The 14,392-nt window shown below is 41.5% G+C and carries 12 protein-coding genes; 10 read left to right on the top strand and 2 right to left on the bottom strand.

The window, feature by feature from the left end:
- Positions 1 to 178 precede the first annotated feature (178 nt).
- From OU792_RS01575 to OU792_RS01560, 4 genes are all read left to right on the top strand, one after another.
- A complete protein-coding gene (locus tag OU792_RS01575; RefSeq protein ID WP_274669290.1) occupies positions 179 to 3,394 on the top strand; it encodes a SusC/RagA family TonB-linked outer membrane protein in 3,216 nt (1,071 codons plus the stop codon).
- Positions 3,395 to 3,423: 29 nt separating this feature from the next.
- Entirely contained in the window at positions 3,424 to 4,974 is a 1,551-nt protein-coding gene (locus tag OU792_RS01570) for a SusD/RagB family nutrient-binding outer membrane lipoprotein (protein ID WP_222583759.1), read from the top strand.
- A gap of 72 nt (positions 4,975 to 5,046) precedes the next feature.
- Positions 5,047 to 6,135, top strand: a complete 1,089-nt coding sequence (locus OU792_RS01565) for a sulfatase-like hydrolase/transferase (protein WP_274669289.1) — start codon at positions 5,047 to 5,049, stop codon at positions 6,133 to 6,135.
- Positions 6,136 to 6,161: 26 nt separating this feature from the next.
- Positions 6,162 to 7,808 (top strand): metallophosphoesterase family protein, encoded by a 1,647-nt coding sequence (locus OU792_RS01560; protein WP_274669288.1) that lies wholly within the window; start codon positions 6,162 to 6,164, stop codon positions 7,806 to 7,808.
- On the opposite strand, the gene OU792_RS01555 is transcribed toward OU792_RS01560, so the two are convergent.
- Positions 7,787 to 8,374 (bottom strand): phosphonate degradation HD-domain oxygenase, encoded by a 588-nt coding sequence (locus OU792_RS01555; RefSeq protein WP_274669287.1) that lies wholly within the window; start codon positions 8,372 to 8,374, stop codon positions 7,787 to 7,789. The genes OU792_RS01560 and OU792_RS01555 overlap by 22 nt on opposite strands.
- A gap of 347 nt (positions 8,375 to 8,721) precedes the next feature.
- Between OU792_RS01555 and OU792_RS01550 the strand changes: the two genes are divergently transcribed.
- From OU792_RS01550 to OU792_RS01525, 6 genes are all read left to right on the top strand, one after another.
- Positions 8,722 to 9,435, top strand: a complete 714-nt coding sequence (locus OU792_RS01550) for an HAD hydrolase-like protein (protein WP_026944688.1) — start codon at positions 8,722 to 8,724, stop codon at positions 9,433 to 9,435.
- A 55-nt stretch (positions 9,436 to 9,490) separates the two neighbouring features.
- Complete coding sequence (locus tag OU792_RS01545) at positions 9,491 to 10,759, top strand: DUF5690 family protein (protein ID WP_274669286.1); 1,269 nt, start codon at positions 9,491 to 9,493, stop codon at positions 10,757 to 10,759.
- Positions 10,756 to 11,889 carry a TIGR03364 family FAD-dependent oxidoreductase gene (locus tag OU792_RS01540; protein WP_274669285.1) on the top strand — a complete coding sequence of 378 codons (1,134 nt, stop codon included), beginning with the start codon at positions 10,756 to 10,758 and terminating at the stop codon, positions 11,887 to 11,889. Before OU792_RS01545 ends, OU792_RS01540 begins: the two co-directional genes overlap by 4 nt.
- A gap of 66 nt (positions 11,890 to 11,955) precedes the next feature.
- Positions 11,956 to 12,525, top strand: coding sequence for a helix-turn-helix transcriptional regulator (locus tag OU792_RS01535; protein ID WP_222583753.1), 570 nt, complete (start codon positions 11,956 to 11,958; stop codon positions 12,523 to 12,525).
- Between the two features lie 24 nt (positions 12,526 to 12,549).
- Complete coding sequence (locus OU792_RS01530; protein WP_134202167.1) at positions 12,550 to 13,161, top strand: hypothetical protein; 612 nt, start codon at positions 12,550 to 12,552, stop codon at positions 13,159 to 13,161.
- A 30-nt stretch (positions 13,162 to 13,191) separates the two neighbouring features.
- Complete coding sequence (locus tag OU792_RS01525; RefSeq protein ID WP_134202168.1) at positions 13,192 to 13,698, top strand: SRPBCC family protein; 507 nt, start codon at positions 13,192 to 13,194, stop codon at positions 13,696 to 13,698.
- Between the two features lies 1 nt (position 13,699).
- Here the strand turns inward: OU792_RS01525 and OU792_RS01520 are convergent, their stop codons facing one another.
- The gene (locus OU792_RS01520; RefSeq protein ID WP_134202169.1) at positions 13,700 to 14,392 is read right to left on the bottom strand and encodes an HAD family hydrolase; all 693 of its coding nucleotides are present in this window, start codon (positions 14,390 to 14,392) and stop codon (positions 13,700 to 13,702) included.

The following is a 14,392-nucleotide window of genomic DNA, read 5'->3' as shown; positions in this document are numbered from 1 at the left end:
AGCTCTTTTTACTTATTAAAAACTGCTTTATTTTAATTCAAATGGCTATTTTGGTGCTTTTAACTTTGAGGTAATTCATTTTTTGATAATGCTAAATTAAAGTCTGAGAGTTTTGTAAAGTTTAGCTTTGGTAAAATTTCTAACCAAAACTTTTACCTATTAAAAATCTTTACAAACCATGACTGCTAATCAAAGCATTTGGAGAGGATTAATGACATTGATGATGTTATTTGTTCTCAATTTTTCCTCCGCCCAGCAAGCGAGGATCACAGGAAAAGTAAGCGATCCAAACAATCAGCCTCTACCAGGGGCAACTGTTTTGGTCAAAGGAACAACCCGTGGAACTGTCACGGATGTGGATGGAAGCTATGCAATTGAGGCATCTGCCCAAGATGTGCTCGTCTTTTCATTTGTAGGCTTCGAGACTCTCGAAAGAACCGTGGGTAATTCTACGATAATTGACATCACACTCTCTGAGGGTGTCGCCCTCACTGAAGTAGTTGTAACTGCCCTAGGAGTGGAGCGGGAGACAAAAGCTCTTGGCTACTCTGTGCAGGAAGTGCAAGGAGATCAGTTTACGGAAGCGAGAGAGACCAATGTGATTAATTCTCTTAGCGGAAGAGTTGCAGGGGTTCAAATTACAAATGGTACTTCAGGCCTTGGAGGTTCTACACGGGTGACAATTCGGGGGGAATCTTCTTTGAATATCAATGCCAATCAGCCGCTCTTCGTTGTTGATGGTATTCCGATTTCAAATAATGTTGTTGGTTCGTCGGGCTCTGGAAATCAGGAAGTAGACTATGGAAATGCCGCCGGTGAGATCAACCCGGATGATATCGCGTCCATGACGGTCTTGAAGGGTCCTGCCGCGGCAGCCTTGTATGGTAGCCGTGCAGCGAATGGCGCGATTTTGATTACAACCAAAAACGAAAAAGGTAAAAAAGGCCTTGGAGTTACCATTAATTCCAACACAACTTTTGACAATCCTTTAGTATTGCCTCAATGGCAAGATAAATATGGTCAGGGTAATAACGGCCAATTTGAATTTGTCAATGGTGCCGGAGCTGGTATTGCTGATGGAGTGGATGAAAGCTGGGGACCTGAAATGGACACCGGCTTGCTTATTCCGCAATTTGATTCACCCCGATCTGTTCCGGGTTTTAGAGGAGGAGATTTGAATGCTCCTGCGGGAAGTACGATTACCCCAACGCCATGGGTCTCTCAGCCGGATAACATAAATGACTTTTTCCAGACAGGTGTGACGCTTTCAAATAACGTCTCTATTGCAGGAGCTAATGATAATGCCAATGTCCGTCTTTCTTGGACCAATCTGAATCAAAAAGGAATTGTGCCCAATACAGATTTGAAGCGAAATACTATCGCTCTAAATGGGGGGATCAATGTGACAGATAAGCTCTCTGTAAATGCAGCTGTCAACTATCAAAATACCAATAGTGGCAACAGACCTAATATCAGCTACGGTACGGAGAACTTAATGTATCTGTGGATTTGGTACGGTAGACAACTTCGTACTCAAAACCTGCGGGATTACTGGATGCCTGGATTGGAAGGGGTGCAGCAGTTTAATTACAACTATAACTACCATGATAACCCTTATTTCAATGTTTATGAAAACACCAACGGACAGGACAAAGGGAGGATATTTGGGAATATCATGGTGAATTACAAATTTACTGACAAGTTGAGTTTGATGCTTCGTACTGGTCTGGATACCTACAATGAATTGAGGGACAGACGAAGAGCATTTAGTACTCAGCGGTTTCCTAGAGGTAATTACAGAGAGGATGCAGTATCTTTTTCTGAGCAGAATTCTGATTTTCTCTTGACTTATTCTGAGACCACCAAGCCGGTTTGGTCCTACAGTATCGCACTAGGTGGTAACCAAATGCGACAGGAAAACAGATTTCAGCAAACCATTGCTCCACAATTGTTGATTCCTGGTATTTACAACTTCACCAATACAGCTGTGAATCTTCAGGTCAATCAGTTCAATTCAGAAAAGCGAATTAATTCACTTTATGGATTCGGGCAGATTGGTTTCAAGAATATTTTGTTCCTCGATATCACTGGTAGAAATGACTGGTCATCCACACTACCTGTAGAAAGTAATTCTTACTTCTATCCATCAGCGACTTTAAGCGCGATCATATCAGATATGATTACACTGCCGAGTGCTATTTCCTTCTTGAAGGTTCGAGGTGCTTATGCAGAAGTAGGTAATGATACAGATCCATTTAGCTTGACTAATGTCTTTAACCCACAGGTAGCTTGGGGATCAGATCAGGCTAAGACAGAATCAAATCGATTGGCCAATGCCAATTTAAAGCCTGAAAGAACAGGGTCCTTTGAAACTGGATTGGATATTCGCTTCATGGAAGGAAGAGTTGGATTGGACTTCACGTATTTTGACAATCGTACCCGTAATCAGATTATACCAATCGAACTGGATATTGCCACTGGTTATGCTTCTCGAATTATTAATGCCGGAGAGATTCAGAATAAAGGGATTGAAGTGGTTTTGAGTGGTGCTCCGGTAGTCTCACAGAATGGCTTCAATTGGAACTTCCTAGCCAACTTTACTAGGACTCGTGGTCGAGTCTTGGAATTGACTGATGGACTGGATGCATACACCCTTACAAGTAGAAATGGCGCAAATATCCAAGCTAGAGTCGGTGAAAGAATGGGGGATATATATGGGGTGGGATTCCTCCGAGTTGAGGATCCCAATAGCCCATTCTTTGGCGAAATCATTCACAACTCTACTGGTACTCCTCTTCGTGACCCTGAGCTGAAGCTTCAAGGAAACTATAATCCTGACTGGATGCTAGGTCTCCAGAATAATTTTAGCTACAAAGGAATATCCCTGGGAGTCCTTTTTGATTATCGTCATGGAGGCATTGTGGTCTCTCGAACCAAAACCATCGGTAGTACCTCCGGTCAGCTTGAAGAAACTCTTTTGGGAAGAGAGAATGGATATGATCTGAGTGTAGAAGGAAACGGGATAGTCAGTCCCGGTGTGGTTCAAAATAGTGATGGATCCTACTCTCCAAATACGGTGAAAATCACATCCAGAAATTGGCACAACCGCTATTACGAACGAAACAATGTAGAAGCTGCCAAATATGATGCTACCTTCTTGAAGCTACGAGAAGTGACGATCGGGTACACTATTCCTCGTTCCGTATTGGGTAGGTTGCCTATCCAGGATGTGAAAGTATCTCTGGTAGGTAGGAATTTAGCCCTGTGGACAGAAAACCCGCATTTTGATCCAGAGACACTTTCTATGTCTGGAGGGACACTTCAGCCTGGCGTAGAAAATATGGCTTTCCCTTCTACTCGAAGTGTTGGCTTCAATATCAATGTCAAATTCTAATTCAGTACTGAAAATCAAAATTTGTAATCATGAATTTTAATAAGAAATATATAACTGCACTGAGCCTCTCTTTTCTTTTGGGCTTGGGAGCTTGTGATCAGGATTTTGAAGAAATCAACATTAATCCTAACAGTCCCGAGACGGTTTCTTCGGCTTTGCTTTTGCCTACGGTGATCCGAAATACGACCAATGAAATAGCTGGTCGCGCATGGGGATATGGAAATGTGGTTATGCAGCAATCTGCCAAAATCCAGTTTACCAACGAGGACCGCTACAACTGGGGTCCTCAGGGAAATCCTTACAGTACCTTTTTCAACTCTCTTAGAGATTTGAACAATGTGATTGAGATTTCTACAGAAGCGGGTCAAAGCAACTATGTGGGGATTGCAAAGGTGATCCGAGCGAACATGTTTTCCTTCATGACTGATGCATACGGTGACCTTCCTTATTCAGAGGCTACTCGCGCTAAGCAGGATATTAATTATCCCAAGTTTGATACCCAGGAAGAAATCTACAATGGTATTTTGGCCGAATTAGAGGAGGCAAATAATCTTTTAGGCTCGACAAATGAAGTTGTCGAAGGTGATATCCTATTTGATGGGGATGTGATGAGATGGAAGAAATTTGCCAACTCCCTCAGGCTTCGAATTCTCATGCGTCTTTCTGATCGTCGCGATCCGTCTGCTGCAATGCAATCTATTCTGAGTAATCCTTCTCAGTCTCCGATCTTTACTTCTAATGAAGATCAGGCAGCCTTACAGTACCTGTCTGATGTTCCTAATCAGCACCCACTTTATACTACCCGTTCGGGTTCTTTTGACGAATATCGACTTTCCGAAAAGATGGAGGGTGTTTTAAAGGATTATAATGATCCACGGCTTTTCGCTTACGCTCAACCCACCAATGATAGTGGTGCAGGCGTGATTGGTGAAATAGAAGACTATCAGGGTGTGCCTAATGGTCTTGCAGATGAAGAGGCTCTCCAGTATTCCCCTTCGGGTGATCCTGCAAAGGGTGGGTCTAATTTTATTTCCAGAATTGGTTTGCTTTGGTCTTGCTCGGCCTGTACTTCGCTGGCAAATCCGCAAGGGTACCAAGCGATCTTAATGAGTTATGCAGAATTGCAATTCATCTTGGCTGAGGCGCGTGAGAGAAATTTCATCTCTACTGGATCTGCGGAGGAATACTACCGAAATGGTATCCAAGCCTCATTTGACTACTATCGAGATCGATACAATTTCGTCAATTTGCCGGAAATCGCTGACAAACTGATGATTGATGAATCTTATTTTGCACAGGATGAGGTTGCCTATGCTGGTTCTACTGAAGATAAGCTTCGCAAAATCGGAACTCAGAAATGGTTGGCTTTATTCTTCACAGGAATGGAAGGTTGGTATGACTGGAGAAGGACTAATTATCCAGAGATCCTGCCAGGCCCAGCAGCTTTCATCAATACCGTTCCCGTTCGATACATGTATCCTTCTTCGGTACAGTCTCTTAATGGAGAAAAATATCAAGAAGTGATCTCCCGTCAGGGTCCGGATGAAATTACTACCCGGGTTTGGTGGGATGTTAATTGATAAGCCACTAACTTAAATCAATCAAGAGCTGCCAGTCTTTTTGCCTGGCAGCTAATTTTAAATTACAATACTATGAGAAAAATAGTCTTTTTGGTTTTGATTATGTCCTTACCGGGGATGGATCTCTTGGCTCAGAAAACCACTCAAACAGAAAACATCATCTTAATCACCTTTGATGGTTTGCGATGGCAGGAGCTCTTTAAGGGAGCAGATTCATTAATGGTGGATGATACGGGACTAATTGATACGCCGGGGTCTCTTTTGGCAGATTACTGGCATTCCGATCCAAAAAAGCGCCGAGAGATGCTGTTCCCATTCTTTTGGGGCACTATAGCCACTGAAGGTCAATTATATGGGAATAGGCATTTTGGTAATAAAGTGGATAATAGTAATAAAATGTGGTTTTCCTATCCTGGATACAATGAGGTTCTTTCTGGCTTTGCGGATGATGACCGCATCAATTCCAATTCGAAAATCAATAATCCAAATGTTACTTTCCTTGAGTATCTCAATCAAATGCCAGAATATAATGGTAAGGTAATGGCTTTCGGTTCCTGGGATGTCTTTCCGTATATAATTCATGAAGAGCGTAGCGGCGTACCAGTCAATGCTGGCTTTGATCTGGCTGAAGGAGATGATCTGACGGATGTAGAAAGAACAGTCAATCGGATACAGCAGGAGATCCGTGGACCTTGGGGTGGAGTTCGTTTAGATCCATTTACCCATCATTTTGCGATGGAAGGTTTGAAAAAGCACAGACCAAAAGTGATGTACATTGCCTATGGAGAGACGGATGATTGGGCACATGGAGGCAAGTATGATCAATATATTTGGTCGGCTCATCAAACTGACGCATACATCAAGGAGATTTGGGATTGGGTTCAATCAGATCCTGAGTATAAAGACAAAACAACCTTAATCATTACTACAGATCATGGACGGGGAATTACGAAAACTTCTTGGAAAAGTCATGGAGCTTCCGTTCCAGAAGGTGGTGAAATTTGGATGATGGCAATAGGACCTGATACTCCGGCTTCAGGTGAAATGAAAATTGAAGGACAGTGGCACTCTGCTCAGGTTGCCAGGACAATTTTCAAACTATTGGGTATGGAATATCCTGATCCTAAAGCAGGAGAAGTCATCGAGGATATGGTCCGATGAAAAGGAATGTATTTATACTTTTAGTAATGATTTCGTCAAGCTGTTTTGAAAAACCAACCTCCCCAACTTATGGGGAGGTGTTTTTTTCGGATGAATCTAAACTCATCTCTTTATTTGAGATGTCCTTCCCTCAAGAGGATACGCTGGTTTTAGATACGGGCTGGCAATACCTGGGAGCTGATTCGATTCCGGGTATGGAACAGCCTATTCCTGAATTTACTTCGGAGGGCGAAGCGGTTACCTTGCCCCATAAATTGGTCCTACCTAATCATTCCCTTTGGTATTCATGGAAAGGTAAGTTAGATAAGGGAGTACTTTTTTTGGATGGAGACGATGGGACTCAACTTTGGGTAAATGGAGAGCGAGTTCCGCGATCTGCTGAAGGGGAATTCTATAGGATTGAGCAGGAAGAAGAGGTTCAGCTTATTGTCAGGGTGATTAATAATGCGGTGTCTGGAGGATTGAAAAAAGCCTTTTGGATGGCTGAATCAAGTTTTTTGAAATGGATGACTGATCGAAAGGAGCTGCTGGATTCGCTATTGCTCAATCGAAAAATTGAGTTGCTTACAGATTCAGGACTCAAGGTTCAACTCTTAGAATTAGACCAGAAGGATCAGGAGAAAGAGTTGGCTGACTACCCCATCATGATGACTGAGCCGATTATTATTCTGGATTCCAAGGGAGAGCCTTTCCTTCGTTGGCAAAGCGAAAAGGGGGGTGAAGCGGTTATTGGTAGAGAATCTGGTGAAAAGTATTCTGTTTCTTCGAAAGATGGAGTCTTTACTCTTCCTATAGAATTTGGTGAAGTGTACAAGGTTTGGATTCAACAGGGTAAATCTCTTTTTGGACCTTTTCATTTTAATCAAGCTGAGCCTGCTGATCAAATCAGGCTTGCTATTTGGGGGGATTCTCAGGGAGGATGGAAGACTTTTAATAAGATTTCTCAAGAAATCGCTAGTCAAAATCCTGATTTTAGTCTAGGGCTTGGGGATTTGGTGAATAATGGTTCTCAACCTTTCGTTTACTCTCGATTTTTACAAGTGGCCTCACAGATGAATGCTCCTCAGATACTTATTCCAGGAAATCATGATTACGATGGTTTCTATGAAGATTTGATAGCCAAAGAGATGGAGAGGCATCTGTTTTTACCCGGTCAAAGGCGATTTGGTTTTCAGATACTTGGTCCTGTGGGTGTTTTGGCTTTGGATCCAAATGTCAATTTCCCAGTTTCAATTCCAAAAGGAACGGAACAGCAGATTTGGATGGATTCTATACTGACGTCGGAAACCTGGTCAAACCTACGATGGAAAGTGATAGCAATCCATCAACCTCCTTATTCTCAGGGCTGGCCAGGATATCATGGAGAATTGAGCATTCGGGAGACATTAGAACCATATTTTCATAGGGGTTTGATTGATTTTGTCATTGCAGGCCATACGCATGATTACGAACGGCTCACTTTGAATTTTTCAGGAAATTCGGTTCACTTTCTAATCGTAGGCGGTGCTGGAGGAGGACTTGAACCAAAAGAAAAAAGCTCAGACTATCCCAAAATGGAGCGAGTGATTAAGGAATATCATTTTGGTATCTTGGATTTTGGGAAGGACAGTTTTAATCTCCGGGTATTCAATTTGGAAGGGGAAATAATTGATCAGTTTACTGAAGAGGAATAGAGAACTTCTTTTGCCAGGGAAATGTATTTATCCAAATCTGGCAAAGGAATATGCTCAACCTTTGCCTCTTCATCCCAGTTCCTCATCAGCAGGGAAATATCGAAAAGGGGGTCATTTTCAAAGGCAAGTGCCTCGTCATTGCCCATCGGCCCACCTTGGAATTCCAACGTTTTTTTGCTGGCTTCTGAAAGTTTTTCGAAATATTCTGGGAAGCGAAAAGTAAGATATCTTTTTGCCTGGACATGATTTTCTACCAGTTGGGGAATTTTATCTGGAAATCCCAAATTTCGAAGAAAGTCCGCGCCAATTTGCTCGTGACGCTTTACTCCAAAGCCCCCCATGGATTCTGTGTTTTCCAGATGATTTAGTAAGTGGCCAATATCATGAAAGAAGGCTGCCAGAATGACCTCTGAGTCAAATCCTTCCTTTTCGGCAAGTTGTGCGGATTGACACATGTGCTCAATTTGGGAGACGGGTTCTCCTATGTAATCTTCATGTCCGTGATTCTTGTAAAGTCCAAAAATCAAATCGAGCTTTTGTTCAATAGATAAGCTAGAATAATTCATTGTTTTATGTTTACAAATACTAAAATTATGAAAAATAACTTATCATTTTATTCGGCTGGAAAACTTAACTTTTATTTTCTTTTAAGTTTAAGAATGAATAATACTCATCCTAAAATAAAGGGTCTTTTTTTTCAAAAAATTGGATTTTTATTTTTTAAAGCTCATTTTTTCGAGTTTCTATCAAAGTAAAACTCAAGAATTATTGATAACAAAAAGATAATAACTATTCCACGGTGTAAATGAATTTGAAGTTTAATTTTGCTAAACAATAATTGAGTTGGTTTAGCTTTAAAAATGGGAGGGCTATCATTAGTCCCCCTTTTTTTTAGCCAAGTAAATGACAAATAATGGGAAAAATCAGACTAGCTGTCTTCGATATGGCAGGAACGACTATTCATGATGAAAATAATGTTGCTAAGGCTTTTCAGAAAGCATTGAATGAAGCTGGGTATCCACAGGTAACCTTGAAAGAGGCCAATGAAAAAATGGGGTATTCGAAGCCTCAGGCTATCCGGGAACTCTTAGAAATCCACGAACCAAACTCAGATAAAATCACCGACGCCATCATAGAAAGAATTCACTCTGATTTTGTCAATGGAATGCTACATCATTATGCTACGGAACCTGGCATCAAGCCTGTAGATGATGCAGAGGAAGTATTCGAGGCACTACACGATATGGGTATCAAAGTGGCATTGGATACTGGTTTTAGTAGAGATATCACTGACATCATTTTAAAACGAGTTGGATGGGATCAAAGTGGTCATATCGATGCTACAGCGGCAAGTGATGAAGTACAAAAAGGGCGTCCCTATCCTTTTATGATTCAAAAGATTATGGACGAACTTGGTATAGAAGACTCCAAATCTGTGATTAAAATCGGGGATACAGAAGTAGATATCAATGAAGGTCATAATGCTGATTGTTTGATGAGTATTGGGGTGACAAATGGGGTCTATTCACGTGAAGAGTTAATTCCTCATCGGCCTACTCATCTTGTGAGTAATCTGAGAGAGCTCATTGAAATAGTGAAGCAATATGAATCCGCTTTAATGAGCTAACATGTATCGCGTTCCTTCACTTTTTAGGCGATTAGAACAAGCAGGTACTTTCAAGATGAGTCTTTTTGCCGCAATCATGGGTTTTTTGACATACAGCAGTATGTATGCTTTCAGAAAGCCTTTTGCAGCTGCTGTTTTTGAAGGAGAATTGCTGTGGGGACTTGATCTAAAAATCTGGCTTATTCTTGCTCAGACATTAGGCTACATGGCGAGTAAGTTTTATGGGATCAAAGTCATTTCGGAGCTTAAGAAAGAAGGAAGAGCATGGTTGATAATAGGCTTGATTTCCATTTCCTGGATTGCTTTGCTTGGTTTTGCAGTAGTACCAGAGCCTTATTCAGTACTCTTTTTTTTAATCAATGGTTTTCCTTTAGGGTTAATTTGGGGGATTGTTTTCCACTACATGGAAGGTAGGCAGTTTACTGAAATGATGGGTTCTATGCTGGCTGCGAGTTTTGTTTTTTCATCGGGATTTGTCAAGTCAGTCGGGGTCTATTTAATGCAAAACTGGCAAATCTCAGAGCATTGGATGCCTTTTGCCACAGGAGCTGTATTTTTTCCCTTATTGATGCTCAGCGTATTTTTGCTTAATCATATACCTGAACCCACTGATCAAGATCTCCAATTGCGAAGTCCTCGAGCTCCGATGAGTAGAAAAGTTCGAAGAGATTTTTTTAAGGAATTTAGACCTGGGATTATTCTGTTGATAATCGTCTATATGATGCTTACCGGACTTCGCGATCTTCGGGATAATTTTGTTATTGAAATTTGGGATGGGCTGAATATTTCGGTCGAGCCTGAGCTTCTTACTCAAACCGAAATTCCCATTACTTTAGGTTTGTTGGTTTTAATGACTGGATTGGTTTTGGTCAAAAACAACAAAAAGGCATTTTTCATCAATCATTGGATTATCCTGATTGGATTTGGGCTTTCTATATTTTCGACCTTAGGACTACAAGCTGGTTTCATTTCTCCATTTTTTTGGATGGTTATGGTAGGAGCAGGTGTTTATATGGCCTATATACCGTTTAATTGCCTTCTTTTTGATCGGCTGATAGCCACTTTTAAGCGAAGTGGAAATGTGGGGTTTCTAATGTACTTGGTTGATAGTTTTGGGTATTTAGGCTCAAGTCTAATCCTATTTTCCAAGCAGCTTGGGGGCTGGGATTCAATTCCTTGGCTTCAATTTTATATCACGGCCATTTTTGGTTTTTTGGGGCTTTCACTCGTTTTAATGGCTGCTTCGTTTATTTATTTTCAAAGAAAACTTCTGCGAGAAGAGCGGGCAAAGCCTCATTCCGTAACCCTTATCAATTCACTATGAGTACCAAAAAAGCGATCGTAATCGGAGCAGGTATTGTAGGTCTATCTATCACTCGAGCTCTCCATCAAAAAGGCTATGAAGTAAAGGTTTTTGAGCGACACCCGAAGGCTCAAGGTGCTTCTGTTCGGAATTTCGGGATGGTTTGGCCAGTCGGACAAGCGCAGGGAAAGACTTACGATCGAGCTGTCCGTTCCAGAGAAATATGGCTTGAAATGAGTCAAAAAGCAGGTTTTTATGCAGAGCAGACTGGGGCTTTACACTTGGCCTACACAGATTTGGAGATGCAGGTAGTAGAGGAATATGTGAGGGAAATGAAAGGTCTCAAATCTGCCCATTCACTTTCTCCCTCAGAAGTGGCTATGAAAAGTCCAGCTGCAAAGCTCCAAGGTCTTAAAGGTGCTCTTTGGACGGAAGAAGAGGTAATAGTCGATCCAAGAGAGGCGATAGCAAAGCTAGGTGCCTATTTTGAGAATCAGCCAGGGATTGAGATTTTTTGGAATACGGCTATTTCTAAGGTAGAGGGAAATATGGTATTTAGTGGTTCAAAGCGCTGGGAGGCGGATAGGATATTCATTTGTTCAGGTGCAGATTTCGAAATATTGTATCCTGAAGTTTTTCAAGCTGCTGCTATTACAAAGTGTAAGCTTCAAATGGCTCGATTGGTGCAGCAACCCCAGAATTGGCGGATTGGTCCTGCTCTTTGTTCTGGACTTAGTTTTATTCATTATAAAGGCTTCGAAGTGTCTCCTAGTCTTCAAAAGCTGAAAGAAACCTATCAAGAGAAATTTCCAGAATTGCTTAAATGGGGTATTCACGTTATGGTTTCGCAGAATGGTCTAGGAGAATTGACCATAGGGGATAGTCACGAATATGGATTGGACCTTTCTCCATTTGACAGGCAAGATATCAATGAGTTGATTTTCGATTTTTTAAAAACCTTTGCTCAGTTTAAAGACTGGAGAATTGAATCCACGTGGCATGGAATCTATCCTAAAATGACCAATGGGGCAACTGAGTTTATACATGAGCTTTCAGAAGATATTTGTATCGTAAATGGTTTAGGTGGAGCTGGGATGACTTTGTCTTTCGGATTGGGAGAGGAAGTGGTAAACGGACTTTTGGGTAAATAGCCGATTTTTTTTCGGTGGTAAAAAGTTTTCCGTAGTTTACTTGAAATTTCCCTTTATTACCTAACTATGGAGCACGAAGTTATTGTCCAAATCAGTGAAAAGATCAAGCGGATTCGCAAAGAAAAAAATCTGACTTTACAGGATATAGCTGATCGGGCAGGGGTCACCAAGGGGCTTATTTCACAAATCGAAAATGGGCGCACCATTCCATCTCTTTTGGTTTTAATTCAAATCATTAAAGCTATTGAAGTGGATTTGGATGAATTTTTCAATGAACTAAGCCTGAATGGAAGGGAAGCACCTATTGTAGTCCATAGAAGAGCTGAATACGAGCGATTTGAAAAGGAACCGGCTAGTGGATATGAATACTTCAGGATTTTTACCAAAAAAGTGAAAGAAAGTACCATCGATATTGTGCTTCTGGAGATACAGCCTGGTTCGGAAAGAGACTTTGTTCAAACAGATGCTTTTGAATACAAATACATTATTTCCGGAGAAGTGGTTTATCATTTTCGCGATCAATCGATTAAACTCGAAGCGGGTGATTCCATGTTATTCGACGGGAGATTGGAGCATAATCCCGTGAATTTGGGAAATTCAACCTGTCAAATGCTAGTGGTATATTTTTTCGAATAATCATCAGAAATGGAATTAAATGTGATGCGTATTATTTTTTTGATTGGAATAATCCTCGTGGCTCTAGGCTCTTCTTTTGCCCAAACCGGCTACAAGGATGAATTGGGTCGGGAGATCAGTCGGGAGTATTTTGAAAAGCAGATCTTAGAGCAGGCTTACTTTGGTATTCCAGATGGTGAAGGAGGTAAAATGCTCGTTCACCGAATGCCAGTTGGACTTTTGGATAATCCTGAGATATTTTTTCAGAAGACCGGAAATGAACAGGCCTTTCGGGAAGGTAAAATGCTCTTGGTGATTTTTTATCCAGGAAAGGATGGGTGTAATTCCTCTGGTCAGGGAAATAATGCCGACTCTTTCCAAAAGGAACACAAAACGCTTTTGAAATGGGCTGAGAAGCATCTGGCAACTGAGCCAGTTTACCTTTATGCAAATCCAAGTGGCTTAGAAAAATATCAGGGTAAAATTTCCTACAAGCCGGATCCTGATAGCCTATTCCAAAAGCAGTTCTTCAAGTACCCATATCCTTGTGGAAGTTTTGTGGTCATTCATCCAAATGGTACTTTCCGGGGGATTTTGGGAGGATATCCCTTGTCCCAGGTGGAAGTGGCTATGAAGAAATTGAGGAAGGGGGAATAGCTTTTAGCATTTTTTTCCTAGATTAATTCTATGGAATCTCAAAATAAATGGACGAGCTTTAGTAAGCGGATTCATATCCAAGCGACTATGGATCAAGTTTACAGGGCCTGGGCTTGCTCCTCTGGTATCGAAAGCTGGTTTTTGGAGCAAGCAACTTATTGGGATTCATCCAAACAAAAAAGGAAGGGCGAAGAACTGGTTCAACGCGGGGATTCTTTCACTTGGAAATGGCACAATTGGGACTTTGAGGAGAAGGGTGAAATTTTGGAGGCGAATGGAAAAGACAGAATTTCTTTTACCTTCGGAGCAGGTGGCAATGTCCATATTCATCTCAAGGAAAGTCAATGGGGAGTCGAGGTGGAATTGACTCAGGATCACATACCTACTGATGAGGAAAGTAAACTCAATATTTTTGTAGGCTGCTCTACAGGCTGGACTTTTTGGTTGACCAATTTAAAAGCATGGCTTGAATATGGAATCACTCTTCATATTAAAGGTTTACCACAATCGGAAACTCAAAACCTCGTAAATTCTTGAGTTAAATCCCCCGAATCACCTCTGCTGCTAAACTTATGTTTTCCACCGTATGGAATCGCTCGTGGACGATTTCATGGTCCACTTGTTCATGAATCCAGGTCACATGAAAGGGAATATGAATAGCGTAAGCCCCTAATTCCAGAACAGGCAGGATATCTGATTTCAGGCTGTTTCCAAGCATTAAAAAGTCCTCCGGAGCGACATCCAAATGCCAAATCAATTTGGCGAAATCTTCCACCCTTTTTTCGCTCATGATCTCGATGTGATGGAAATATTTCTCCAAGCCTGATTTGCGTAGCTTTCGCTCTTGATCAACCAAGTCTCCCTTTGTTGCGAGGACTATTCGGTAGTCACCGTTTAAGGAAGTGAGGACCTCCTCCACTCCCGGTAGGAGTTCCACGGGCTTTTGAAGCATTTCTTGGCCTATGGAAAGGATTTTTTCTACAATTGAAACTGGGACTTTTTGGACTGAAACACGCATGGCTGTTTCGATCATCGAAAGCATGAAGCCTTTGATTCCATAGCCATAAAGAGCCAAATTTTGAATTTCTGTTCGATACAGCTCTTTCAAAATGGCATGTGCCGGCATAAAGTCTTCTAGAAGCGAACAGAATTTCTCCTCGGCTTCCCGAAAAAAGGGTTCATTTACCCAAAGTGTATCATCCGCGTCGAAGGCAATTACTTTGATCGGCAT

Origin of the sequence: Algoriphagus sp. NF (assembly GCF_028823735.1) — a bacterium.
GTDB classification, from domain to species: Bacteria; Bacteroidota; Bacteroidia; order Cytophagales; family Cyclobacteriaceae; genus Algoriphagus; species Algoriphagus marincola.
The sequence above is the reverse complement of the archived record's forward strand: the minus strand, read 5'-3'. Positions and strand labels throughout refer to the sequence as shown.

Bases quoted from the DNA above. Each gene is read 5' to 3' on its own strand.
- OU792_RS01565 (WP_274669289.1), top strand. From the start codon at position 5,047: ATGAGAAAAATAGTCTTTTTGGTTTTGATTATGTCCTTACCGGGGATG.
- OU792_RS01555 (WP_274669287.1), bottom strand. From the start codon at position 8,374: ATGAATTATTCTAGCTTATCTATTGAACAAAAGCTCGATTTGATTTTT.
- OU792_RS01550 (WP_026944688.1), top strand. From the start codon at position 8,722: ATGGGAAAAATCAGACTAGCTGTCTTCGATATGGCAGGAACGACTATT.
- OU792_RS01530 (WP_134202167.1), top strand. From the start codon at position 12,550: ATGCGTATTATTTTTTTGATTGGAATAATCCTCGTGGCTCTAGGCTCT.
- OU792_RS01575 (WP_274669290.1), top strand. From the start codon at position 179: ATGACTGCTAATCAAAGCATTTGGAGAGGATTAATGACATTGATGATG.
- OU792_RS01535 (WP_222583753.1), top strand. From the start codon at position 11,956: ATGGAGCACGAAGTTATTGTCCAAATCAGTGAAAAGATCAAGCGGATT.
- OU792_RS01545 (WP_274669286.1), top strand. From the start codon at position 9,491: ATGAGTCTTTTTGCCGCAATCATGGGTTTTTTGACATACAGCAGTATG.
- OU792_RS01570 (WP_222583759.1), top strand. From the start codon at position 3,424: ATGAATTTTAATAAGAAATATATAACTGCACTGAGCCTCTCTTTTCTT.
- OU792_RS01540 (WP_274669285.1), top strand. From the start codon at position 10,756: ATGAGTACCAAAAAAGCGATCGTAATCGGAGCAGGTATTGTAGGTCTA.
- OU792_RS01560 (WP_274669288.1), top strand. From the start codon at position 6,162: ATGATTTCGTCAAGCTGTTTTGAAAAACCAACCTCCCCAACTTATGGG.
- OU792_RS01520 (WP_134202169.1), bottom strand. From the start codon at position 14,392: ATGCCGATCAAAGTAATTGCCTTCGACGCGGATGATACACTTTGGGTA.
- OU792_RS01525 (WP_134202168.1), top strand. From the start codon at position 13,192: ATGGAATCTCAAAATAAATGGACGAGCTTTAGTAAGCGGATTCATATC.